General features: G+C 65.6%; 18 protein-coding genes and 1 tRNA gene. 13 read left to right on the top strand and 6 right to left on the bottom strand.

Annotated features, from left to right (window positions below; translation table 11 throughout):
- Window positions 1–115: 115 nt before the first annotated feature.
- Complete coding sequence (locus tag LK533_RS10925) at window positions 116–367, top strand: GlsB/YeaQ/YmgE family stress response membrane protein (RefSeq protein ID WP_229362908.1); 252 nt, start codon at window positions 116–118, stop codon at window positions 365–367.
- Between the two features lie 81 nt (window positions 368–448).
- Here the strand turns inward: LK533_RS10925 and LK533_RS10920 are convergent, their stop codons facing one another.
- Entirely contained in the window at window positions 449–1,180 is a 732-nt protein-coding gene (locus LK533_RS10920; RefSeq protein ID WP_229362907.1) for an SIMPL domain-containing protein, read from the bottom strand.
- A gap of 206 nt (window positions 1,181–1,386) precedes the next feature.
- Here LK533_RS10920 and LK533_RS10915 point away from each other — a divergent pair, with 206 nt between their 5' ends.
- From LK533_RS10915 to LK533_RS10905, 3 genes are all read left to right on the top strand, one after another.
- Window positions 1,387–2,580: an efflux RND transporter periplasmic adaptor subunit gene (locus LK533_RS10915; RefSeq protein WP_229362906.1), complete on the top strand. Its 1,194-nt coding sequence runs from the start codon at window positions 1,387–1,389 to the stop codon at window positions 2,578–2,580.
- Between the two features lie 3 nt (window positions 2,581–2,583).
- Window positions 2,584–5,721: an efflux RND transporter permease subunit gene (locus tag LK533_RS10910; RefSeq protein ID WP_229362905.1), complete on the top strand. Its 3,138-nt coding sequence runs from the start codon at window positions 2,584–2,586 to the stop codon at window positions 5,719–5,721.
- Between the two features lie 266 nt (window positions 5,722–5,987).
- Window positions 5,988–7,253, top strand: coding sequence for a DUF445 domain-containing protein (locus tag LK533_RS10905; protein ID WP_229362903.1), 1,266 nt, complete (start codon window positions 5,988–5,990; stop codon window positions 7,251–7,253).
- Window positions 7,254–7,261: 8 nt separating this feature from the next.
- Here LK533_RS10905 and LK533_RS10900 read toward each other — a convergent pair whose 3' ends face one another.
- Entirely contained in the window at window positions 7,262–7,936 is a 675-nt protein-coding gene (locus tag LK533_RS10900) for an HAD family hydrolase (protein ID WP_229362902.1), read from the bottom strand.
- A gap of 62 nt (window positions 7,937–7,998) precedes the next feature.
- Between LK533_RS10900 and LK533_RS10895 the strand changes: the two genes are divergently transcribed.
- The 4 genes from LK533_RS10895 to LK533_RS10880 are packed head-to-tail and all read left to right on the top strand — an operon-like array spanning window position 7,999 to window position 11,474.
- Window positions 7,999–9,105 (top strand): ABC transporter permease, encoded by a 1,107-nt coding sequence (locus LK533_RS10895; protein WP_229362901.1) that lies wholly within the window; start codon window positions 7,999–8,001, stop codon window positions 9,103–9,105.
- The gene (locus tag LK533_RS10890) at window positions 9,102–9,911 is read left to right on the top strand and encodes an ABC transporter ATP-binding protein (RefSeq protein ID WP_229362900.1); all 810 of its coding nucleotides are present in this window, start codon (window positions 9,102–9,104) and stop codon (window positions 9,909–9,911) included. The genes LK533_RS10895 and LK533_RS10890 overlap by 4 nt, the downstream gene beginning before the upstream one ends.
- Before the next feature lie 7 nt (window positions 9,912–9,918).
- Window positions 9,919–10,884: an MlaD family protein gene (locus tag LK533_RS10885; protein ID WP_229362899.1), complete on the top strand. Its 966-nt coding sequence runs from the start codon at window positions 9,919–9,921 to the stop codon at window positions 10,882–10,884.
- A gap of 8 nt (window positions 10,885–10,892) precedes the next feature.
- A complete protein-coding gene (locus LK533_RS10880; protein ID WP_229362898.1) occupies window positions 10,893–11,474 on the top strand; it encodes an ABC-type transport auxiliary lipoprotein family protein in 582 nt (193 codons plus the stop codon).
- A gap of 329 nt (window positions 11,475–11,803) precedes the next feature.
- Here the strand turns inward: LK533_RS10880 and LK533_RS10875 are convergent, their stop codons facing one another.
- The gene (locus LK533_RS10875; RefSeq protein ID WP_420705845.1) at window positions 11,804–12,700 is read right to left on the bottom strand and encodes a peptidylprolyl isomerase; all 897 of its coding nucleotides are present in this window, start codon (window positions 12,698–12,700) and stop codon (window positions 11,804–11,806) included.
- 105 nt (window positions 12,701–12,805) lie between these two features.
- Between LK533_RS10875 and LK533_RS10870 the strand changes: the two genes are divergently transcribed.
- Together LK533_RS10870 and LK533_RS10865 are read left to right on the top strand one after the other, a co-directional pair.
- Window positions 12,806–12,896 (top strand) — tRNA-Ser (locus tag LK533_RS10870).
- Window positions 12,897–13,043: 147 nt separating this feature from the next.
- Window positions 13,044–14,207, top strand: a complete 1,164-nt coding sequence (locus LK533_RS10865; protein WP_229362896.1) for a tyrosine-type recombinase/integrase — start codon at window positions 13,044–13,046, stop codon at window positions 14,205–14,207.
- Here the strand turns inward: LK533_RS10865 and LK533_RS10860 are convergent.
- The 3 genes from LK533_RS10860 to LK533_RS10850 all read right to left on the bottom strand — a co-directional run bounded on the left by LK533_RS10860 (window position 14,199) and on the right by LK533_RS10850 (window position 15,961).
- Complete coding sequence (locus tag LK533_RS10860; RefSeq protein WP_229362895.1) at window positions 14,199–14,423, bottom strand: helix-turn-helix domain-containing protein; 225 nt, start codon at window positions 14,421–14,423, stop codon at window positions 14,199–14,201. The two genes, LK533_RS10865 and LK533_RS10860, sit on opposite strands and share 9 nt — an antisense overlap.
- Window positions 14,413–14,700 (bottom strand): hypothetical protein, encoded by a 288-nt coding sequence (locus LK533_RS10855; RefSeq protein WP_229362894.1) that lies wholly within the window; start codon window positions 14,698–14,700, stop codon window positions 14,413–14,415. The genes LK533_RS10860 and LK533_RS10855 overlap by 11 nt, the downstream gene beginning before the upstream one ends.
- A 364-nt stretch (window positions 14,701–15,064) precedes the next feature.
- Window positions 15,065–15,961: an HNH endonuclease gene (locus LK533_RS10850; RefSeq protein WP_229362893.1), complete on the bottom strand. Its 897-nt coding sequence runs from the start codon at window positions 15,959–15,961 to the stop codon at window positions 15,065–15,067.
- A 208-nt stretch (window positions 15,962–16,169) separates the two neighbouring features.
- Here LK533_RS10850 and LK533_RS10845 point away from each other — a divergent pair, with 208 nt between their 5' ends.
- From LK533_RS10845 to LK533_RS10835, 3 genes are all read left to right on the top strand, one after another.
- On the top strand, window positions 16,170–19,904 hold the full coding sequence (locus LK533_RS10845) for a hypothetical protein (protein ID WP_229362892.1): 3,735 nt from the start codon (window positions 16,170–16,172) through the stop codon (window positions 19,902–19,904).
- A gap of 346 nt (window positions 19,905–20,250) precedes the next feature.
- Window positions 20,251–22,134 carry an ATP-binding protein gene (locus LK533_RS10840; protein ID WP_229362891.1) on the top strand — a complete coding sequence of 628 codons (1,884 nt, stop codon included), beginning with the start codon at window positions 20,251–20,253 and terminating at the stop codon, window positions 22,132–22,134.
- A complete protein-coding gene (locus LK533_RS10835) occupies window positions 22,131–24,422 on the top strand; it encodes an ATP-binding protein (RefSeq protein ID WP_229362890.1) in 2,292 nt (763 codons plus the stop codon). Before LK533_RS10840 ends, LK533_RS10835 begins: the two co-directional genes overlap by 4 nt.
- Window positions 24,423–24,594: the final 172 nt, after the last annotated feature.

Below are 24,594 nucleotides of genomic sequence, written 5' to 3'. Positions count from 1 at the left end.
GCACTGCCGCAGGTCGGCGCCGTTGATATTCGTGACGCCGCCGGAACCTTCCCGTCCGTGGCGAGTCCTTGCAACAACAGGCCGAACAGGCGGCCGTAACGGAGGGACAAACACCATGGGCGTTATCATCTGGCTTATCGTTGGCGGTGTCGTGGGCTGGCTGGCCAGCATGGTCATGCGGACCGACGCGCAGCAGGGCATTATCCTGAACGTGGTCGTCGGCATCGTCGGCGCGTTCATTGCGTCGCTGATCTTCGGCCAGAACATCAACGACGGAATCACGGTGACTTCCTTCATCACGTCGCTGATCGGCGCGATCATCCTGCTGGCGATCGTGAACCTGATCCGTCGCGGGTCGGTACGCTAACCGCCGCGATCCTCGCGAACCCAAGGGAAAGGGCCGTCCTGCCAGGGCGGCCCTTTTTCTATGTGCCAGAGGGACCGCTGGTCAGCGCAGCAGGAAGCGCACCGTCACGGTTGCGGTGATGTCCTGCTCGCCGGCTGCCACCGGCGTCGAATCCGCCGCCATCGACTGCATGCGCGCATGCACCACGATCGGCTGCGGCGAGGAGGGCGCATCGCCCTCGCTGATCGTCAGGATGCGGTCCACTCGCAGGCCCGCCGCCTTGGCATAAAGTTCGGCGCGCGCACGGGCCCGCGCCATCGCATTGGTGCGGGCTTCATCCAGCGCCTGCTCCGCGGCATCGACCGACAGGTCCGGCCCCTGGATCTGATTCGCACCTTCCGCGACCAGCGCGTCGAGGATCGCGCCGCTCCGGGCAATGTCGCGGAAGCGCACCGACACCTGGTTCGATGCCTGATAGCCGGTGATCACCGGCGGCTGGTTTTCGGCATAGCGATACTGCGGGGACAGCGCGATCTGCGCGGTCTGCACGTCGCGCGGGGCGACACCGGCCTTGCGCAGCGCGGCGACCACCCGAGTCATGCGCGCGGCATTCTCCTGCAGCGCCGCGGCTGCGGTAGCCGCCTGGGTGACCACCCCTGCGCGCAGCGTCGCGACATCGGGAATGCGCGTCGCCTTGCCCTCTGCCACCACGTCGAGCAGCGTCGCGTCGAGCAGCACGGGCGCACTCGCCCCGGCCTGCTGGGCGGCGGCAGGAACGGCGACGCCGGCCGCACTGGTGGTCAGCGCCAGGACGAAGAGGGGAAGGATGCGCATCGACGAATTCTCCAGTTCAACTTTGGGTGCTGCCCCAAACGGTGCCGTTCTCCTGCGGGGTCGCACACCAACGCAAGCTGAACACCGGATTTGCTTGCGGGCGCGAAGGGCAACGGGCAAGCCGCGATCGGCCAGGCACCCTTGAGATGGGTGCCCTATTGCGATAACACAGTGCTGCACAACGGCCGGTCGGGGGAGTGGCGTAGATGGAGTATGAGGCGAAGGCGATCGGGGAAGAGGATCGCCCTCAGCTGGCCGGGCCGCAGGCGCCGTCGCGCCGTCGCCGCAAGTGGATTCTCGCTGCCGCCATCCTGCTGCTGGTCGTGCTGGCCGCGTGGTTCGTGTTCGGCCGGGGTGACGGCACGGATCCCGCCGCCGCCGCAGCGGAGCCCGCGGGCGATGCGCAGGTTCCGGCCGTGACCGTGATGGTACCGGGTCGCGAATCGGTACAGACGGTGGTGACCGGCACCGGATCACTGGCGGCCCGGCGCGAGATGCCGATCGGCGTCGCTGGCGAAGGCGGTGAAGTCGCGCGCGTGCTGGTCGAGCCGGGGAGCTGGGTCGGCCAAGGCCAGGTGCTCGCCACCGTCGACCGTTCGGTGCAGGCGCAGACCGCCCAGTCGCTGGAGGCGCAGGTGCGCGTCGCGCGCGCGGACGCCCGCATCGCGCAGAGCGAGCTCGATCGTTCGCAGCAGCTGGTCGGCCGCGGCTTCGTGTCCAAGGCGGACATCGACCGCAAGACCGCGACCCGCGACTCGGCGCAGGCGCAGGTGCGCGTGGCCGAGGCGCAGCTGGCCGAGACCCGCGCGCGCAACCGTCGCCTCGACATCCGCGCGCCCGCCGCCGGGCTGGTGCTGACCCGCAGCGTCGAGCCGGGCCAGATCATCTCGTCGGGCAGCGGCACGCTGTTCCGCATGGCGATGGGCGGGCAGATGGAAATGCGCGCGCAGCTTTCCGAAACCGACATGGCGCGCATGACCGTGGGCGTGCCCGCCGAAGTGACGCCGGTCGGCTCCACCAAGACCTTTCGTGGCGAGGTCTGGCAGGTCTCGCCCGTGATCGATCCGGACAGCCGGCAGGGGATCGTGCGGATCGCCCTGTCCTATGATGCGGCGTTGCGGCCGGGCGGCTTTGCCACCGCGCGCATCGTGTCGGGCGCGCGCGCCGCGCCGCTGCTGCCGGAATCGGCGGTGCTGAGCGATGCCCAGGGCAATTACGTCTATGTGCTCGACGGGCAGAACCAGGTACAACGCCGGGCGGTAAAGGTCGGCGAGGTATCGGACGCGGGCGTCGCGATCGCGGAAGGGCTCAACGGCACCGAAAAGGTGGTGGTGAGCGCCGGCGCGTTCCTCAACCCCGGGCAGAAGATCAAGCCGACGCTGCGCAAGACGGGACGCTAAGCCATGGGCTTTCGCAACATCTCCGCCTGGTCCATCCGCAACCCGATCCCGCCGCTGGTGCTGTTCATCGCACTGACGATCGCGGGGCTGGTCAGCTTCATGCGGATGGACGTGAACCAGGACCCGGACATCGAGTTTCCGGTGGTGATCGTCGTCATCAACCAGCCGGGCGCCGCGCCGACGGAGCTGGAGACGCAGGTCACCCAGCGGGTCGAGGCGGCGGTGCGCAGCATCCAGGGGATCGACGAGATCAACTCGGACGTGAGCGAAGGCAATTCGACCACGGTCGTCCAGCTCAACATCGGCACGCCGATCGACCGCGCCGTCACCGACGTGCGCGAGGCGGTGAACCAGATCCGCAGCGAGCTGCCCGAAGGCATCCTGGAGCCGCAGATCTATCGCGCGAACACCACCGACAAGGACCTGGCGAGCTGGACGGCACTCGCCGACGACATGACGGAGGAGCAGCTCAGCTGGTACGTTGACAACACGGTTGCCAAGGAACTGCTGTCGATCGACGGCATGTCCACCGTGGAACGCGTGGGCGGCGTCGATCGCGAGATCCGCGTGATCCTGGATCCCGCCCGGCTCCAGGGCATGGGCATCACCGCCAGCGAGGTGAACCAGGCGCTGCGCCAGGTGAACGTCAACGCGGCCGGCGGCCGTGCCGAGATCGCGGGTTCCGAACAGTCCGTCCGCGTGCTCGGCAATGCGGCAACCGCCTATCAGCTGGGCCAGACGCAGATTGCGCTGGGTAACGGCCGGACCGTGCGGCTGGCCGACATCGCCGAGGTGCGCGACGCCTATGCGGAGCAGCGTTCGGCTGCGGCCTACAACGGCCGGCGCGTGCTGTCGTTCGACATCAAACGGGCCAAGGGTGCGTCCGACGTCACCGTCTTCCACGAGGCGGAAAAGCGGTTGAAGGCGCTGCAGGAGCGCAACCCGCAGGTGCGCTTCGCGCTGCTGTCGGACAGCGTGAAATACACGGAGATTCAGTACGAGTCCGCCATCCACGCCATGATCGAGGGCGCGGTGCTGGCGGTGATCATCGTGTTCCTGTTCCTGTGGGACTGGCGCGCGACGATGATCTCGGCGCTGGCGATCCCCTTGTCCGCGATCCCGACCTTCTGGTTCATGGATCTGATGGGCTTTTCGCTCAACCAGATGACGCTGCTGGCGCTCAGCCTGGTGGCCGGCGTGCTGGTCGACGACGCGATCGTGGAGATCGAGAACATCGTTCGCCACATGCGGATGGGCAAGACCGCCTATCAGGCATCGATCGACGCCGCGGACGAGATCGGCCTGGCGGTGCTTGCGACCACCATGGCGATCGTCGCGGTGTTCCTGCCCGTCGGGCTGATGCCCGGCATCGCGGGCCAGTTCTTCAAGAACTTCGGCCTGACCGTGGTCGCCGCCGTGCTGATGAGCCTGGGTGTCGCACGCATGATCACGCCGATGATCGCGGCCTATTTCCTCAAGGGCCATGGTCATGTCGACAAGCCCGATGGCTGGGCGATGCGCGCCTATATGGCGACCTTGCGCTGGACGCTGAAGCACCGCTGGGCAGCGGTAGTGGCGAGCATCGCCGCCTTTGCCGGCACGCTGTTCATGTTCTCGATCCTGCCCGCCACCTTCCAGCCGCCGCAGGACCGCGATCGCTCGACCGCGATGATCGACATGGTGCCGGGCACCACGCTGGAGCAGACCGCGCGCGTGGTGAAGCAGGTCGAGGAGATCCTGCGCGCGCAGCCGATCGTCACCTCCGCCTATTCGACCACCATGGTCGGCAATGGCCGTGTGAGCGTGGAGCTTGCCGAAGACCGCGAAATGACCAGCACCGAGTTCGAGCGGGGCCTGACGCCGCGCCTGAGCGCGATTCCGGATGCGCGGGTCGCCTTCCGCTCGCAGTTCGGCTGGGGCGACAACAACCGCGACGTCTCGATCGTGCTGGGCGGCGAGGATCCGGTGCTGCTCAACGAGACGGCGAACAAGCTGGTTGGGGAAATGTCCGGCCTGAAGACGATCGTCGCCCCGCGCGTGAGCGGCGACCTGCAGCGGCCCGAACTGGTGATCCGCCCGCGCCTCGACCTCGCCGCCAGCCTGGGCGTGACCACCAGCGCACTGTCCAACGCGATCCGCATCGCGACGCTGGGCGACATCGACCAGAACAGCGCCCGCTTCTCGCTCTCCGACCGCCAGATCCCGATCCGCGTCGCGCTGTCGGAAGATTCGCGCGAACGGCTGTCGACGATCCAGAACCTGCCGGTGCCCACCGGCAGCGGCGGATCGGTGCCGCTGAGCGTGGTGGCGGAGATCGGCTTTGGCGCAGGTCCGACCAAGATCGAGCGCGTCGATCAGCAGCGCCAGCTGGTGGTCGGGGCCGATCTGGCGCCGGGCGTCGTCAACAGCGACGCGATGAAGCAGATCCACGCGCTGCCGACGATGCAGAAGCTGCCGATCGGCGTGCGCGAGCTGACGCTCGGCCAGGCCAAGTGGCAGACCGAGATGATCCAGAACTTCATCATCGCCGTGATCTCGGGGCTGCTGCTCCTGCTCGCGGTGCTGGTGCTGCTCTACAAGCGGCTGATGCCGCCGTTCGTGAACATCGGCTCGCTGCTGCTGGCGCCGCTCGGCGGCCTCATCGCGCTGTGGGTCACGGGACATCCGGTGTCGATGCCGGTCTATATCGGCCTGCTGATGCTGCTCGGCATCGTCGCCAAGAACTCGATCCTGCTGATCGACTTTGCGCTGGAGGAGATGGGCAAGGGCGTCGACAAGTCGGCGGCGATCCTCGACGCAGGGCACAAGCGCGCGCAGCCGATCGTGATGACCACGGTCGCCATGGTGGCGGGCATGGTCCCGACCGCGCTGGCGCTGACCGGCGACGCATCGTTCCGGGCGCCGATGAGCATCACCGTGATCGGGGGGCTGGTGCTGTCGACCATGCTCACGCTGCTGATCGTGCCGGCGACGTTCAGCCTGGCGGTGGGCGTGGAGCGCTGGATCGGCCCGCGCCTGTCGCGGCGGCTGCTCACCTACAAGCCGGGGGACGAGGGCCCGGGCATGCCCGTGATCGACCACCAGCCCGGCGGCCGCATCGGCTATCGCGGCGAAGGCGAGGGGACTGCGCCGGCCGAGTGACGCTGGCCCTGGGCGCGGTGGGGTGCAGGCCCGCGCGGCCGCTCCCTCACCCTACGCGTCACCCTGAACGTGTTTCAGGATCCACCTCTCCGCCTGTGAAGTCGCTGTTGTTCGCGCGGTGGATGCTGAAGCGAGTTCAGCATGACGGGAAGCGGAGCCGAGCGGAAGGGATGATCGGCCGGTTGGTGCGGGTGGGTACCCCCGGCTCCCGCCATCGTCGGCGCACCCCGCTTGAACCTTCCCCGTCGTTGGGGATTGTCACCGCCATGACCTTGCTTGCGCGCGCGCCCGGCCCTGGGAGCGTCGTTCCCCCTGCGCTTACTCGCATGCGCCGCCTTGCTACCGGCATGCTGGTGGTGATGGCGCTGCTGTTCTTCGCATCCCGCGCGCTGGAGGCGCAGCACCCCGGATGGGGCTTTGTCCAGGCCTTTGCGGAGGCGGCGATGGTGGGTGGGCTCGCCGACTGGTTCGCGGTCACCGCGCTGTTCCGCCACCCGCTTGGCCTGCCGGTGCCGCACACCGCGATCATCCCGCGCAACAAGGACCGCATCGGCGACACGCTGGCGGTATTCCTGCGCGACAATTTCCTGACCGCCCATGTGGTCGCTCGCCGGATGCGGCGGCTGGATGTCGCGGCGCTCGTCGGCCGCTGGCTGGCGAACCCGGTGGGGGGCGAGGGGCGGCTGCGCCACGGGGCCGCGCGGCTGGCCGCCAGCATGATCCAGTCGTTCGACCAGGAGCGGCTGGGCGGCATGGTGAAGGGCGCGATCGCAAGCCGGCTTCGCTCCACGGAGATTGCGCCGCTGCTGGGCCAGGCGATCCAGGCCTCGATCGCCGAGGATCGCCACGTGCCGCTGATCGACGGCATGATCCGCTTCGTCGCGCGCGCGGTCGACGCCAACGAGCAGGTCATCCGCACGATGGTGCACGACCGTGCCGGATCGGTGCTGCGCTGGACCGGGCTCGACGAGACGCTCGCCAACAAGATCCTCGACGGCCTGCGCAAGCTGGCCGACGACATCGCCGAGGATCCGCAGCACCCGTTGCGTGCCAAGGCGGAGGAAGGGCTCGCCAAGCTCGCCGCCGACCTCCAGTCCGATCCGGCGCTCCAGGCGCGGGTCGAGCAGTTCAAGGAGGACATGATCGCCAATCCCGCGCTGCAGCGCTGGCTGGACGGCATGTGGGAGCGCAGCCGTGCCGCGCTGCTGCGGCTGGTGCGCGATCCCGATCGGGCCATGGCGGGCGGCGTGGGCGACGCGTTGCGCCAGCTGGGCGAGACGCTGCAGCGCGATCCCAAGCTCGCCCGCACGATCAACCGCTTCGTGCGCCGCGCCGCGGTCGGCACGGTGGCGGATTATGGCGACGCGATCGTGCGGCTGGTGTCGGACACAGTGCGCGGCTGGGACGCGCGCACCATCACCGGGCGGCTGGAGAATGCCGTCGGCCGTGACCTGCAATACATCCGCATCAACGGAACGCTGGTGGGCGGCCTCGTCGGCCTGTTCATCCACAGTGTCGACGTGCTGCTATAGCGCCTGGCTCAAGCAGCCCAGTCGAGGATGCGCCAGCCGCGTGCCCTGGCCAGCGCGCGCAGCGGGGCATGGGCGTTTACCGCCACCGGCTCGTCCGCCCATTCGAACACCGGCGCGTCCGAGACATGGTCGCTGTAGAAGCGGACCTCCGTGTCCTCGCGCCGCAGCCCCTGCGCGGCATACCAGGACTGGATCATCCGGAGCTTGCCGGGGCCGTAGCAATTCTCGCCGTCGATCTGCGGCAGCAGTGCGCCCGCCTCGCTCAGCTTTGTATCGGTGGCGATGACATGGTCGAAGCCCAGCTGTGCCGCAATCTCCGCCGCGTAGAAGCGGTACGAGGCGGTGGCGAGGACCAGCGTGCGCCCTTCGGCACGATCGGCTGCGATCTGCTTCACGGCATCGGCGAACACGCCCTTTCGCAGCGTATGCTCGGCGAATCGATGCGACAGCGTCTTGAGCGTGTCCGCGGGCACCGCGCGGCCCAGCATCAGCCGGTGCGTCAGTTCCTTCAGCCGCCCCCGGCTGTAGAGCTTGCTCGCATAGCCGGCGGCCAGCAGTACCGCGACCGGCAGCAGTGCCACCCGCCAGCGTTGACGCCCCTCCAGCGTATGGAGCAGGAACGGGGTCCAGGTGCCGGCACGCGTGATGGTCCGGTCCATGTCGTAGATTGCGAGACGCTGCATTGCTGCGTCTCTGCAAGCTCGCGCCTTGCCGTTCCAGAGGAAATCGCCGATGGAGCATGGTGATGACTGTGGCCGTCGATTTTGCCCCTGATCCCCAGGACCAGCGTGTGCTCCGGTTCACCGGGGAACTGACCCTGGCGCAACTGGAAGATCTGCCCGACCGGCTGGGCAGCTATGGCGGGGAAGTCGATCGCATCGACCTGTCGGGCGTGCGGCGCATCGACACCGTCGGTGCCTGGATCGTGCACCGATTCGCCGCCACCCGTGATGCCAAGATCGAGGGGCTGAACGAGGACAGCCACCACCTGTTTGACCAGGTCTCGCAAGCCGACCAGCCGGTGGTGCAGAAGGCCAGGCCGCTGCCGCCGGTGAAGCGGGTGCTGGACGAACTCGGCACCGCTACCATCCTCTCGCTGCGCACGCTGGTGGGGCTGCTGGGCTTCCTGGGCGGAACGGTGATCGCCGCCGGAAATGTCATCCGCCACCCGCGCCGCTTCCGCTTCAATGCCACGGTGCAGCGCTTCGAAGTGGTCGGCGTCTCGGCGCTCCCGATCGTCGGGCTGATGAGCTTCCTGATCGGCATCGTCATCGCGCAGCAGGGCGCGGTGCAGCTGCGCCAGTTCGGCGCGGAGGTGTTCACGATCAACCTGATCGGCCGCATCACCTTGCGCGAGCTGGGCGTGCTGATGACCGCGATCATGGTCGCGGGGCGCTCGGGCTCGGCGTTCGCGGCGCAGCTCGGCACCATGAAGCTGACCGAGGAAATCGACGCCATGCGCACCATCGGCGTGTCGCCGATGGAGGCGCTGGTGCTGCCGCGCACGCTGGCGGCCGTGCTGATGATGCCGCTGCTCGGCTTCTATGCCTCGATGATCGCGATCCTTGGCGGCTGCCTGCTGTGCTGGGCGACGCTCGACATCCCGCCCGTCACCTATATCCAGCGGCTGCGCGAGGTGGTGCCGATCACCGACCTGTACGTGGGCATGATCAAGGCGCCGGTGTTCGGCCTCATCATCGCGGTTTCCGGCTGTTTTCAGGGGATGCAGGTCGAAAGCGATGCGGAGCAGGTCGGCCTGCGCACCACCTCCGCGGTGGTGCAGGCGATCTTCCTGGTGATCGTGCTCGACGCCTTCTTTGCGGTATTCTTCGAACGGATCGGCTGGATATGACGGCAGAGCAGGAAGCCGTCATTCGCGTGCGGGGCCTGAAGAACGTGTTCGGCGAGCAGGTCGTGCACGACAACCTCGACCTGGACGTGCGGCGCGGCGAGATCCTGGGCGTGGTCGGTGGATCGGGTACCGGCAAGTCGGTGCTGATGCGCTCGATCATCGGCCTGCAGACGCCGGCCGAAGGCGATATCTCGGTATTCGGCGAGCAGACGCTGGGCCGCGAGGAGACCGAGGCGACCGAGATCCGCAAGCGCTGGGGCGTGCTGTTCCAGGGCGGGGCGCTGTTCTCGACGCTGACGGTGGGCGAGAACGTCCAGGTTCCCTTGCGCGAATTCTACCCCGGGCTGAGCGAGGCGCTGCTGGAGCAGATCGCCACCTACAAGGTCGTCATGACCGGCCTGCCGGCAGAGGCTGCGCCCAAATATCCGGCCGAGCTGTCGGGCGGCATGAAGAAGCGCGCCGGCCTCGCCCGTGCGCTGGCGCTCGACCCCGACCTCTTGTTCCTCGACGAACCGACCGCAGGCCTCGACCCGATCGGCGCCGCGGCATTCGACGAACTTACCAAGTCGCTGCAGCGGACGCTGGGCCTTACCGTCTTCCTGATCACCCACGACCTGGATACGCTCTACGCGATCTGCGACCGGGTGGCGGTGCTGGCGGACAAGAAGGTGATCGCCGTCGGCACGATCGACGAACTTCTCGCGCTGGACCATCCGTGGATCCAGGAATATTTCAGAGGGCCTCGCGGGCGTGCCGCGGTGGCCAGCGCCAGCAGCGCCGAGGCGCGGCAGGCACAGGGGGCTTGAGAGGCTGATGGAAACCCGATCGAACCATGTCCTGGTCGGCGCGGTGGTGCTGATCCTGCTCGCCGTGCTGGCGATCTTCACCGTCTGGCTCGCCCGCGTGAACGGTGCCGACGAGCTGGAATATGACATCTTCTTCAAACAGGCCGTGGACGGCATCAACAAGGGCTCGCCTGTCGCCTTTTCCGGTGTGCCGTCCGGCCAGGTGAAGGAAATCGCGCTGTTCAAGCCCGATCCGTCGCTCGTGCGCGTGCGCATTTCGGTGAACGAAGGCGTGCCGATCCTGGAGGGCACCACCGCCACCATCCAAGGCGTGGGCTTTACCGGCGTCAGCCAGATCGCGCTCGACGGCGCGGTCAAGGGTGCGCCGCCGATCGCCTGTCCCCCGGTGCATCCGGAAACCTCCTGCCCGATGGGCGTGCCGGTGATCCCGACCCGTCCGGGCGGCCTCGGCGCGATCCTGAGCTCGGCGCCGCGCCTGCTCGAGCGGCTGACTTCGCTCACCGAGCGGCTGACCGAGCTGTTGTCGGACCGCAACCAGAACTCGATCGCCGCGATCCTGGAGAACACCAATCGCCTGACCGACGCGCTGGCGGACCGGGGCCCCGAGATCGCCGCCACGCTTGCCGAGACCCGCATCGCCATCCAGCGTGCCGGCGTCGCTGCCGAGCAGATCGGCCAGCTGGCGGAAACCAGCAACGGCGTGCTCGCCAATGACGTGCGTCCGACTCTCCAGAACCTGAACCGCACGATCCAGTCGGCGCAACGCAGCGCCGACACGCTGAACGACGCGATCGGCGACGCGCGCCCGGGCCTGCAGACCTTCTCCAAGCGCACCGTGCCTGAGGTCGGCCAGCTGGTGTCCGACCTGCGCCAGATGACCACGGCGCTGGCCGCGGTCGCCGAGCGGGTCGACCAGGGTGGTGCAAGCTCGATCATCGGCCGGCAGAAGCTGCCCGACTACGAAGGCAAGTGAGGGAATTCATGAAGAAGCTCGCCATTCTCGCGCTGCTGCCGCTGTCCGCCTGCATCCGCCTGGGCGCCGAGCCGCCGCCCTCGCTGCTCACCCTCACGCCGGCCCAGGCCGTTCCGGTCGGCACCGCGCAGGATTCGGGAGCGGCCAAGTCGATCCTGATCTCCGTCCCCAGCGTGCCCCAGGAGCTGGCGGTGACGCGGGTGCCGGTGCACTCGACCGACACGTCGCTCGCCTATGTGAAGGACGCGCAATGGGTCGAGCAGCCCGGCCGGCTGTTCGCGCGGCTGCTGAGCGATACGGTGACGACGCGCACCGGCCGGGTGGTGCTGAGTCTCCGCCAGTCGAGCGTGGACCCCAGTTCGCAATTGTCGGGCGAGCTGCGCAGCTTCGGGATGGACGCGACCACCAGCGAGGCGGTGGTGACGTTTGACGCAGCGCTGATCCGAATCGATCGCCCGGGCGCGGTGGAGAAGCGCCGCTTCGAGGCTCGCGTTCCGGTCACCGCCATCGACGCGGCAACGGTCGCGCCCGCGATCAACCAGGCGGCCAATCAGGTTGCCGTCGAAGTGGCCGACTGGGTCGGCCGCTGAGGCGGTAGACAGCTCCAGGGCCGAACGACATCGAAGAGAGTCGTTTGTGCTGAGGCGGGGCTGAGCTTGCCGAAGCGCCTGGAATCGGTCGTTCGGCACGCCATTCCGGTTGCGCGCAATGGCGCTTCACGATCGGGCATATTCTCCGTCATCCCGCTCTGACGTACCGGGCGTCGGCGCGCGCCTGAGGCTACCCAGCGTGCTCCGGCGCAGGCCGGAGCCCAGGGCCCGGAACGCAGCCGGTCATGACTCCGCACCCGTGCATGGCCGGCGCCCAAGGCAGCAACCCCGTGGAATCCGGACGCTCGCCCAGCCGAGCGATCGCGCCGTTACCGCCGCCGTATCTGCAGCGCCACGTTGCAGATGTCCGCGCCGCCCGCGGGCACGGTGAAGAAGGGCGGCTGCCGGTTCTCGCGCTCGTGCACATAGGCAGCAAAGCGCGGGTTGTCGGTCGCGCGATAGTCAAAGCGCGGGCGATCGGCCAACGGCAGGTCGCTGGCCAGCCGGACGCTGCGGATCGGCGTGCGCTCCTCTTGCGTCTTGTAGAAGCCCAGGTCGCCGGTGCCGCGCGGCAGCGCCGACAGATGCTCGATGCCTTCGATCACCCGGCCAACCACGGCGATGTTGCGGTCCAGGTGGCGCGGGGCGTGTCCGATCACCGCATAGAGCTCCGCCCCGCTGCCGGTGCTGGGCGCCAGGTCCCGCGCGACCCCGACCATGGCATAGCAATGCGGCAGCCATGCCGATTTATCGTCCGCATCCCAGCTTCCGCCCGCCACCGGCCAGCCATCGGCCGTGAAGCCGGCGCGCCGCGCATAGGGATCGGTGCGCGTGAGCGTGGCTGCCAACCTGGGCGACGCCATCGCATATTCCGCAGGTGGGTTCGGGACGACAGCCGCGGGCAGCGGCTTCTTTTCGGTTACATCGCCCCATTGCGCGACATAATTGTCCTGGACCCGGTACACGCTCGTCGCGTCCCACCAATGCGCCCGCGCGAGCGCGCGGATGTTGGCGACATGCACCGGTGCGGCTGCGGGTGCGAGCCGGATCACCACCCGCCGATCGCCCGCCAGGCGCACCACCAGCAGCTCGTCGTCCGGGATCGGTCGCCAATCCGCCGCGACCGGCTCCGATGGCGATGGTGCCGGTGGCGGTGTCGATATCTGGGCGGCGGCAGATGCCGCGCCATTCAGGGCGAGCAGGGCGAGCGGGAGCGCGGCGATCATCATGCTCCAGCGTGGCACGTGCCACCCGATCCATGCAACACCACACGCGCAACGAGCCTTGCGCCCCGGCGCGCCGCGCGGTACGGGCCGCCTTCCAGAGCATGCGGAGCGGTGGCCGAGTGGTCGAAGGCGCTCGCCTGGAAAGTGAGTATACGGCAAAACCGTATCGAGGGTTCGAATCCCTCCCGCTCCGCCACTTACGCCCTTTCTGGGCCTTCTAAAATCCAGAAAAACCCGCTAAAAACAGCCAGTTCTTGGCTGTTGGGGCGTCCGCTCGCATCCACAGCTATCCACCCGTGCCCACCACTTCTGGTGAGACAAGTGGTGGGACTGGAGAGGTGTCATGGGTCAGCTGACTGCGATGAAGATCAAGGCCATCACCGAGCCGGGCCGATACGTGGACGGCGACGGACTCATGCTCCGGGTGACGGACGGGGGCGCAAAGAGCTGGATGGTTCGCGTCCGGATCGATGGCAAGCGTAGAGACATAGGCATCGGCTCGCTCAAGGTGCTGACCCTCGCCGAGGCCCGGGCTAAGGCAACGGAGCTGCGGCGGCAGATTGCGCAAGGCATCGATCCCATCGCCGAACGCAAGAAGGTCGAAGATCCAGTCCCTACCTTCCGCGAGGCTGCGACGCTCGTGCACGAGGAGCACAAGGCCGCCTGGAAAAACGGCAAGCATCAGGATCAATGGATCAACACGCTGACGACCTACGCCTTTCCCAAACTCGGCGATCGGCTCGTCAACGACATTGAAGGCCCGATCATTCGCGACGTGCTCGCGCCGATCTGGCTGGCAAAGCCGGAAACCGCCCGGCGCGTCCGTCAGCGCATCGGCGCCGTCCTCGACTGGAGCTACGCCAAGGGCTATCGCCCAACCGAAGCGCCGATGCGCTCGCTGTCCAAGGGGCTGCCGCGCCAGCCGCGCAAGGACGGCCATTTCGCTGCCATGCCGTTCACCGACGTTCCCAAGCTGATCGCCCGTTTGCGTGAGCGATCGTCGGTGGGAAGGCTCGCCATGGAAGCCCTGATCCTGACGGCGGCGCGCTCCGGCGAGATACGTGGCGCAACCTGGAATGAGGTCGATCTGGAAGCCGGCATGTGGACCGTTCCGGCCGACCGTATGAAGATGGGCCGGGTCCACCACGTGCCGCTCGCACCCGAAGCGATCCACGTGTTCCGGCGCGCCGAAGCGCTCCGCGTACCGTGCAGCGATCTGGTCTTTCCCGGCCAGCGGCTCAAGAATCAGCTTTCAGATATGACGCTGCTCAAGGTTATGCGGGACATGGAAACCGGCGTCACGGTCCACGGCTTCCGCTCGGCCTTCCGCGACTGGGTCGCGGAGGAAACCAGCTACCCTGGCGAGGTAGCCGAGGCCGCCCTCGCGCACGCGATCCCCAACAAGGTCGAGGCGGCTTACCGCCGCACCGACTTCCTCGAGAAGCGCCGTTCCCTCATGCGCGAGTGGGCCGCCTTCTGCACCAGCCTGATGCCATCCTCAGGCTGATCCTCGCTCCACCAGCCGCCGCAAGCTGGCCATGGTGATGAGCGTCGCGGTGCCGATCTTCACCGTCTCCACGTCGCCCGATTTGATCAACTCGTAGAGCTTGGATCGGCCGATCCCGGTGAGCCGGACGGCTACCGGTATGCGGACGGTCAGAGGCTCAATCGGGAGCGCGATGGCGCCCGCCTTCAGGGCTTTCGGCGTGCGCTCAATCGCCACTGGGCCGCTCCCATTCCGCGACGATCTTCTTCCAGTCGTCGATTGCCTTCTGACGTAGCGAGGGGGCCTCCTGGACTTCCAGAAGGTAGTCCAATGCGACCGCGCAGAAGAGCACCTGCCGCTGCATTTCCCCCTTCGCGTCGCGCGCTGTCGAGAGTGCGCGGGCGATGAGCTCCCGCACGAATTTGCTCGGGTCGGAGTCGATCTGCGCAACATGCGCGAGCAGCTCTGCACGCATATTCGGGCTGATACGGATTGTCAGATATTCGAAGTACATCACGCTCTCCGTCATCGGGAGGAGCGTGGTCGCGCTTCACAAGGCGAGGTCTGGATAGCCGCTCACCGGGGCTGTAGGAAAACGAAATCGAGCCTCGCCTTCCAAAAGATTAGCGAGTTGAAACAGTAGCTTAACATTGTCACACGTTGGCGCAGTCGATGTATCACAAGATTGGCGAGTAGTTTCCGACACTTACCTGCGGGCTCGCCGCATAGGGTGTGCTAAAAAATCCCCTCCGAAGATGGACGAGCTGGAGCCAGCTAAAGCCCTTAGATCGAGCCTAGCTGAGCTTCTCCGGCGGGATCGGCAGCGCCGCCATAAAAGGGGCCAGTTTGATCGTTGAGCGTGGGTACGAGGCGGCATCTTACTGCTTGAAGCAGTGCTCTCGGTGCCATGCCAGGAAGTGCGGGTGAGGACGATCGAGGGCGCGGATGGTGGGCAGAGCGCGACCGGTTCGGTTGATCATCGCGTGCAAGCTGTCCGGGTCGTTCGCTTGGCGCGACACGAGAATTTCGAGGTCGTCAGAGAGGCTGATCAGCCCCCGATCGAACATCCAATGCACGGTGCCAGAGAGTGCCAGACCATTCGTCACGATGTCTGGACCATTCGCCTCCACAGGCCGGATATGAGCGGCCTCGGCTTCAGCGCGGCCGCCGCCGTTGATGATCCGAAGCCCGGTGATCGCGCAGCGCTCGCCGTAGGCGCGCAACACAACCTTGCGGAACACCCGATCCCGAAAGATGCGCGACGTGTAGGTGTTGATCCGCTCTCGTTCGTGCTCGAAAGCGAACGGCGCTCGTTCCTCTTGGAGAACCGATCCGGCCGCGTTGTCGATGCGGGGGAGGAGCGCTTCGTCGTCGCCCAGACCGAAGTCCAGGATGCGGTTGAAGTCGGTCGTGGAGATCGGCCGCACGGCCGATTGCGCCCGCCCCGAGACGCGCTGCTGCTCATTGAGCAAGCCTCGCTCGACCAGACCGTCAGGTCCATTGAAGGAGACGGGATTAGCGAACTCCAGATAGCTGCCGGGCTCGATCACGGCCACGTACATGGCGCGGATTACAGGGTCAGGAATGATCTCCTGCACGCGCGCCACGGCGAAGTAGCCGCGCGTGGCCCTGACCTTTACCGGCTCGTAGTACAGGACCCAATCCCCCACGCAGGCGCTGGCCCGCCCGAGGTACTGCGCCGGAAACTGGTACCGCTCAGCCGGGCTGTCGTCGTAGATCGAGTCAGTGCGGTGAACGAAAACGCCAAGCGCCATGCAAGCCCCCTAGCCCCAGCCTTACTCGGGTAAGCCAGCGAGGCGAAGCGGCAAGCGAGCGACGCGTTCGACCCACTTACGGCGGTTCATGCCGACTTTCTTCGCCGGCTTCGGTCATCCGTTCATCCGTTCATCCGTTCATCCGAACGTGCGGGCACTACGATGTCAGCTAGTTTGAACAAGTAGCGAACCATTATACATATATCGCGTGCCTGCCCCGCTCACGATCACAGCTCTCGACATCGCCGGGTGGGCTGACCGTCTCAGTGCGCGATCGCTGCTGCCAGTGCTGGTCAGGCGTCTCGTGCAGGAGACTGGCATTGCGCTTAGCGCGATTGACTTCCCCGGCTACGACGAGGCGCAGCGGCCGGGATGGGACGGCTGGACGGAAGCGATCGGCGTCAGTTCGTGGGTCCCGGCGGGCCGGGTGGGCTGGGAGCTGAGCGTCGCGAATGACAATCCGGGCAAGCCGAACCGTGACTGGCGGGGACGTGCAACGCTGCCAGCCGAGGAGAAGCAGGCGACGACCTTCCTGTTCGTCACCGCGCGTCGCTGGCCGGGCAAAGGGAGCTGGATGGAGAAGCGCCGGCGCGAGCAGCTCTGGGCTGACGTCCGCGCCTATGACTCCGAAGACCTTGCGCAGTGGCTCGAGCAGTCGCCGGCGACGCGGTTGTGGCTTGCTGGCGAGCTCGGGCGACCGACGGTCGGCCTTCGCCCGCTTGACCAAGCTTGGATGAATTGGGCGCAGGCGTGCCGCCCTGCCCTTTCACCCAAGCTCTTCGATGAGCCGGTCGCGGAGGCGGCTGCACGGTTCTCCACTTGGCGGGAACAGCCGCCGCATCGGCCCTGGGTCGTGACGGCCGACTCCGTTGGCGAGGCAGTGGCCTATGTCGCCGCCGCGCTGCCCGAGACGGAGCGCGAGCGTGCAATCGTGGTTGACGATCCGCCTGCCCTACCTGGACTGCTCGTCCAGCGTAGTTCAGGCCTGATCGTCATCGCGCACCCGCAAGCGGAAGCGCTGGCGGCCACTGCGGCCGGCAGCCACCACATCCTCTTCGCGAGAACGCATGCCACGGTACCGGTGGAGGTAGATGTGGCGCTCGGCCCCGCCGGACGCGCTGCTTTCGAGGCCGCGCTCAGCGACATGGGAGTGGCCGAGCAGGAGCGCGACCGGTTGACCACGGAAGCCGGCCGATCACCCACCATCCTGCGTCGTCGGCTGGCGATCGCGCCAATTCTACGTACGCCTGACTGGGCACGCGACCCGGACCTTTGCCGCAAGCTGATGCCCATCCTGCTAGCGGGCGCCTGGCGCGCGGGCGATGGAGCAGACGAGGCCTGCGTGGCGGAAATGGCCGGTCAGCCCATCGAGGCTGTCGAGCGCGACCTTGCCGAACTGGCGGCCCTGGCCGACGCGCCGGTCTGGGCTACGGCCGGCTTTCGGGGCGTCGTATCGCGCAAGGACGCGCTGTTCGCCATTCACCACGCGCTGACCGAACAGGATCTCGCGCGATTCGTGGGTGTGGCGGAGTTGGTGCTGACGCTGGACGACCCCCGGCTCGACCTGCCGGAGGACAAGCGCTGGGCGGCGGGCATCTATGGCGTGCAAGCGGAGGTCAGCGGCGCGCTGCGCGACGCCGTCGGCGAGATGTTGGTACTGCTGGCGATCGAGGGCGATCGACTGCTGGGCGCGCGCCTAGGCTCGTTCGCGACCCGCGTGGATCGGGTGGTCGCGGCGGTGCTGCGCGATCCCAGCCCGCGACGATGGCTGGCGCAGCATCACCTGCGCTGGCTGGCGGAGGCGTCGCCTGACACCTTCTTGGATGCGGTCGAGGCTGATCTGCGGCAGGCCGAGCCGACCATCTTCGCGCTGCTTCGGCCCGTCACTTCAACCCATGGCCGCTGCGAACGCACGGAGCTGTTGTGGGCGCTGGAGCTGCTGGCATGGGAGCCGCGTCGGTTCGCCCGCGTGTTCGCCATCTTGGCCCGACTAAGCGAGGTGGAGATCAGCGACAACTGGGCCAACAAGCCTGAAGCCTCGCTCGGCTCCCTTGTCCGCTGCTGGCTGCCCCAGACTGCGGCGAGCGTGGCGGAACGGGTAGCGGCCATGGGCAAGCTTGCAGCAACCGGGTCACCGGTCGCATGGCGGCTGCTGCTCGAACAGTTCCCGCGCATGGGTCACGCCAGCCCGAACGTACGGCCGCGCTGGCGCGAGGTCCCCGCCGGCGCGGGGGACCGTCCGCTCACGACGGATGTGCGCGCGACCATGCTGGGGGCGCTCGACCTGATGCTGGCCTGGCCCAGCTATTCAGCCGCGCAATTAGGCGACGTGCTAACCCTGGTCGACGAGTTTCCTGACGAGGCAGTACTCACCCTGCTGGATCGAGCCGAAAGCTGGGCGCGGACCGCTGCTGATAACGATCGCGCCACCTTGCGTGAGCGGCTGCGGCGCGATCTAAGTCGACGAAAGCGCAGTGCGAATGGCGAGCTGCCCGCATGGGAAGAACGGATCACCGCGTTAGCCGAGGCGCTCGCGCCCACCGACCTGATCGAGCGACACCGCTGGCTGTTCGCGGAGCATTGGGTGCCCGAGTCGGGCTATGCAATTGATGACGAGGAGGGCTGGCGGCGGCATCCCGAACGCATCGAAGTCGAGCGGACCGCGGCACTCCGTGAGGTGGTGAGCAATAGCGGCGTCGACGGTGTCCTGTCGCTGATCCAGGGCGGAAATGCCAGTTGGGTGATCGGTCACCTGCTGGCGCAGATCGAGCCGGCACGCGTGACCTTCTGGGCGCGCGAACTGCTGAGACATGGCGAGTTGGGAGCTCAAGCCGACGCGGCGCTCGGCGCCTTGCTGTCGACCGTGGACGACGAGCCGCGTCAGTCTATTCTGACCAGCCTGCTCGCAGGCGACCACCTGGCGAACGCGGACAAATTGCGCGTTCTGCTGGCGGCGCCGGCGGAGGGCGCCACATGGCGTCTGATCGCCGAGCGCCACCAGAGTCTTGCTGACGATTACTGGCGCAAGGCGAGTGTTGACGCCTTTCGACTGAACCCGCTCGACACAGCGTTTATGATCGACCGGCTCCTCGACGTCGGTCGGCCATTTGGCGCGTTTCGGGCGCTTGGCATGGTGCTGGAAACCGTCGAGCCAGCGCTGCTCGCGCGCGTGCTGGTTGCCATGAGGACGTCGGGCGGTGATGACGTCGCCGTTGCCTGCCCGGACGGCTGGCATCTCGGTAAGGCGCTGGCGCACGTGTCGGACAGCGGCGCCCTGTCACGGGCCGAGCTGGCGGGCATCGAGTTCGCCCTCAACCCGCTGTTCCAACATAGCGAGCACGGAACGCCGAACCTCGATTGGGTGCTCGCGCACCATGCCGGTGATTTTGTCCACCTTGTGAAGCTCATTTACGAGCGCGATGACGGTCAGGTCGATGCCGGTGAGGTGGCGCCCGAGGCGGCGAACACGGCATGGCGGGTCTTGCGCGAGGCGCGATGGCTGCCAGGCGCAGGCGGCGACGGCCCGATCGACGTCGACGCGATGATCGCATGGCTCGATGCAGCTCGCGAGCTGGCGCGAGAGGCCGCGCGCGGCGAAATTACCGACGACGTGATCGGCAACCTGCTGGCCTCATCGCCTGTCGGAGCGGACGGACTTTGGCCCCACGAAGCGGTGCGACAGGCCTTGGCGCATGTCGGGACTAAGGAAATCGCCGACGGCTTTATCGTCGGTAAGATGAACAGGCGCGGGGTCGTCTGGCGAGGGCCAGGGGGTGAGCAGGAGCGGGCGCTCGCCGCCGAGTTCCAGCGTGGAGCCGACGCGATGCGCGCCGCCTCGCCGTTTGCGGCACAGGCGCTTGATCGGCTCGCTAGCAGCTATGAACATGAAGCCCGACGCTGGGACGGTGACGAGGAAGTCGACCGGCGGCTTGGACGACGATGAACCTTTCGCCGCGTCGCTATACAAAGGAGCGGGCTAGTGTCTCTCTGCTCTAAACCTGTAGGAGAAGCCTTCGTCAAAGTGACAGAACGTTGTCTGTCAGAACCCTGCCGCTCGTTTATGGCTGCGCTTACGACCTAGAAGCGGACGTTCGCGCCACCTTGGCCGCGAGCCGTAAGCGGACGGTATCTCAGGCAAGGTGCTACGGCCGGAATTGGGCCGGTTGCTGACTGGCAACTTTCCGTTCGCGAAGGGCAAAAAGCTGCCCTTCAGCGCGTGTCACAACCGCTCGGTTGTGACACCTAAGGCCTGATTGAGAGTGATAGCCACAAGTTGGTTTCAGACCCGCTTGCTACGCGACGACAAGCGCGGCAATCTTCTGAAAAATCAAAGGGGCATCACGGTGAGGCTGGTTTCGCTGACGCTTGAGAATTTTCGAGCTTATCAAACTGCGACAACCATCGGGTTTTCGGATCTAACAACGATCATAGGTCGGAACGATATTGGAAAGTCATGCTTGCTCGAGGCCCTCGAAATCTTCTTTAACAATGATGTAGTGAAGATAGATCAAGCCGATGCGAATGTCTTCAGCGGTTCGGCCCTTGTCAGCATCACGGCTGAATTCTCGGACCTTCCCGATGAGATCACTCTGGATGCCGGAGCTCCAACAACGCTCGCAGACGAGTACCTACTGACCGCTAGCGGCACTTTAAAGATCGCGCGCGTCTACGATTGCTCAAGGAAGACCCCAACATGTGAAACCTTCATCGTCGCTAGCCATCCAAGCGCGTCGGGGTTGGATAACCTCCTAGAATTGAAGGAGAAGGAGCTGCAGGCTCTTGTGAAGGCGCGGTCCCTCGACGTTTCCCTGAAAGGCAATCCGGGCATGCGTCGGGCTCTCTGGGAGTCCTGCCCCGAACTCGCTTTAGTGGAAGCGCGCATCCCGGTGTCGAAGCCCAAGGAGGACAGCAAGCGCATCTGGGATCAGCTGGAACTGCATCTGCCTATGTTCGCGCTCTTCCAGAGCGATCGTCAGAGCCGTGATTCAGATGGCGAAGTGCAGAATCCGCTGAAAGGCGCCATCGCAGCGGCGATCTCGGAGGCTCAGGAAGCGATCGAGTCTATCCAGAGGCTTGTGCAAGCCAAGACGGAGGAGATTGCAACACTCACCCACGAAGCTCTCAAGAGCATCGATCCCAAGCTAGCAAATTCGCTTTCCCCGAAGTTCATCCCGCCCACCGCGTCAAAGTGGATGGGACTGTTCTCGCTCGGCATGGACACCGATGACCGTATTCCTCTCAACAAGCGCGGAAGCGGCGTACGCAGACTCATCCTGGTCAGCTTCTTCAAGGCTGAAGCTGAGCGCAAGCTGTCGAGCTCCGCAAAGCGAAACCTGATTTATGCGATCGAGGAACCTGAAACGTCGCAGCATCCGGCGAACCAGCGGGTTCTTATCGACGCGTTCAAGGAGATAGCGACGACACCTCATTGCCAAGTGATCCTAACGACCCACAGTCCAGGGCTGGCAGCCGACCTCCCCATCGAGAGCATCCGGTTCGTCTCCAGCGAAGGTCCGCCGGCGACGCCCGTAGTCCAGGCCGGGGTGGACGTGTTCGACACGGTGGCAAAAACTTTAGGCCTTACCCCGGACAGTCGCGTTCGTGTCCTCATCTGTGTCGAGGGCCCGACGGACGTGACCGCCCTGAAGTGTCTGAGTGCCGCATTGCACGCGGAAGACGACACCATACCGAATCTTATGACCGATGAGCGTTTCGCGCTCATTCCGGCCGGCGGCTCGACGCTCAAGCACTGGGTGACAGAGAATTACCTGCGCAACATCCAGCGACCCGAGGCGCACATCTACGACTCCGACGTCGCAAAATATGCGGCATCGGTCGCCGAGGTGAACGGGCGCGCCGACGGCCTTGGCTCATGGGCGGTCCAGACCCAGAAGCATGAGATCGAGTGCTACTTGCACGCAGACGCGATCAAGGCTGCCTTCGACATCGAAGTGGTTTGCGTTGACCACCCTGCCGATGGACTGCCGTCGGTCCCCGAAGCTTTTGCGATCGCACTTTCGGCCAAGAGAAACTTCGATGGAAGAATGGGGGCCGACAAAGCCAAAGGGTATTTGTCAAAAGCCTTCAGCTACATGACTGCGGATCAGGTTCGCGCTCGTGATCCAAACGGCGAGATTGAAAGCTGGCTCAGAAAAATGGCTATGATGGCGTGACCTCCACCCTGTTAAAGCCGATCGTGCAGGGCTCGCTCGCAATGACACAGGCGAGCGAGGTTGACTTCGCTCTCCACACGCTTGGCTGGAAAGCGTTCCAAGATCTCGCTGTCGCGGTTGCGTCGGAAGTGCTTGAGCGCCCCGTTCAGACCTTCCTGCCATCCAAGGATGGCGGCCGGGATGGCGCCTTCTGGGGCACTTGGCCCGGCGCGCCGGACGTGCCGGACGCCAAGTCGACCATCCAATGCAAGTTCACCGGCAAGGCCAATCCAACGCTGAAACTGGCGGACATCTCGGCCGAGCTCTCCAAGATTGCTTCGCTCGCCGCACGTGGGCTCGCATACGATTATGTGCTGATGACCAATGCCGGCGTCTCGGGTGAGACCGAGGCGGCGATCAGTGAAGCGTTCATTGCTGCAGGTGCAACCGGCGCGCGCGTGCTCGGCCGCGAGTGGCTGACCAGCGAAATTCGAGGGCGAGCCCGCCTGCGCATGATGGTTCCGCGCCTCTATGGCCTGGGCGATCTCTCGCAGATCATCGATGAGCGCGCCTATCTCCAAGCACGCTATATCCTGAGCGCGATGGGCGATGATCTCGCCGCCTTCGTCACTACCACCGCGCATCGCCAGAGCGTTGAGGCACTACAGCAGCACCGTTTCGTACTCCTGCTCGGAGACCCGGCAAGTGGCAAATCGACGATCGGCGCTAGCCTTGCAATAGGCGCGCTCGATGATGGCGCAATCGGCACGGTGCGAATTTCTGATGGGGAGAGCTTTGAGCGGCACTGGAATCCAAACGAACCCAGCCAGTTCTTCTGGATCGACGACGCCTTTGGCGAAACCCAGTATCAGCGCTCGCGCGTTGACGGTTGGAACAGCCGGTTAAAACTGATCCGCGCGGCGGTGAAGGCCGGCGCGCGCATCCTCATGACCTCTCGCACCTACATCTGGAATGCCGCGCAGCGCGATCTAAAGCTTTCCGAGTTTCCGCTGCTTACAAATTCACAAGTTATCATCGACGTGCAGGGTCTAAGCGATCTCGAACGCGCCCAGATCCTCTACAATCATCTGCGGCTCGGCGATCAGACACGTGAGCTGCGTAAATCGCTCAAGCCCTTCATGCCCGCGATTGCCACAAATCCCGATTTCCTACCCGAGACCGCGCGCCGGCTCGGCTCAACTTTCTTCACCGGTGACCTTATCGTGTCGGCAGAAGGCATCTCAGAATTCTTTGAGGAACCGCTCGAATTTCTAAAAGACGTTCTGCGTGGGCTTGCCGAACCCGAACGCGGTGCGATCGCCCTTATTTTCCTGCATGGCCCCGCCGGAGTGCCGTCGCCGATCGCCGCCTCGGACGCGCTTGATACCGTCCGCCGCCTAACCGGCGTCGCGCTTGCCGATATCGCCCGCGCCATGGAGGCGTTGCAGGGTAGCTTGACGCTGCTGGTCGAAGCACCTGAAGGGAGACGCTGGACCTTCAAGCATCCGACCATTGCCGATGCCTTCGCCGAGTTGGTTGCTCAATCTCCTGAAATGATTGAACTCTACATTGGTGGCGCCAAGCTTGAAAAGCTGCTTTCCGAGGTTGTCTGCGGACCCGTACAACTCAAGGGAGCCAGCGTGCATGTTCCGCAGAGTCACTTCGACATGCTAATCGACAGAATGTCTGAGAAGGACCTTGGTCATCGAGAGTTGTTGCGCTTCGCAGCTTATCGCAGCGACGCAGAGTTCCTGGGCCGATATGTCGAGCGAGCCGGTGACTTGCTTCCGATTGTTTCCCGCATCAGCTCCGATATGATCTTCAACACGGAGCTAGATTTCATCGCCAAGGTGGGTGAGACTGGGCTGCTACCTGAAACCGTGCGGCTTGCCGCTGTTGAGCGCATAACGGATCTCTGCCTAAGCTGGGCAGACGCCGAACCCTTCCGCGATGCTAAGGTGCGTGCCCTGTTCACGCAGGCGGAGCTTGCTGACCTATCAAGGCGATTTCGGACTGAGATTGTGGAGGAGTATGGTCGTTACCCATCCAGATGGAACGATCAATTCACCTCAGGCGACCGTGCTCAGCTGATGCGAGACCTCAAGGAGTCTATCGAGACATTCTCCAATTTCTATCCAGAAAATAGCGAACTTGCGACCGAGGCTGCGGCTGCTGCAAAGAGGATCGAAGAATTTGCTGATAGCCTCGAAGAAGACGAGGAGGACAGCAGTGCCAGCACGTCGCCAGTCACGCCCGCGCTCAGTCCTACCGATCAACTGGCGACGATTTTTGATGATGTCGATGAATGATTGACACTGGCACTCGGCGGGCACGAACGGCCGATAGCTAGGACGAAGCAGCACAGGCGTCCCGAGCCGTGTGCCGCGTCTCAGTCATGAAGCTGGCGAACTTATCGGCTTGACCGATTCGAGGGCTTCGTCGGTGTCACAACCGGTCGGTTGTGGCGCCGCCGGTCCGAAC

The organism is Sphingomonas sp. PL-96, from assembly GCF_020707215.1.
In the GTDB taxonomy this organism is placed as follows: Bacteria; Pseudomonadota; Alphaproteobacteria; order Sphingomonadales; family Sphingomonadaceae; genus Sphingomonas.
The sequence above is the reverse complement of the archived record's forward strand: the minus strand, read 5'-3'. Positions and strand labels throughout refer to the sequence as shown.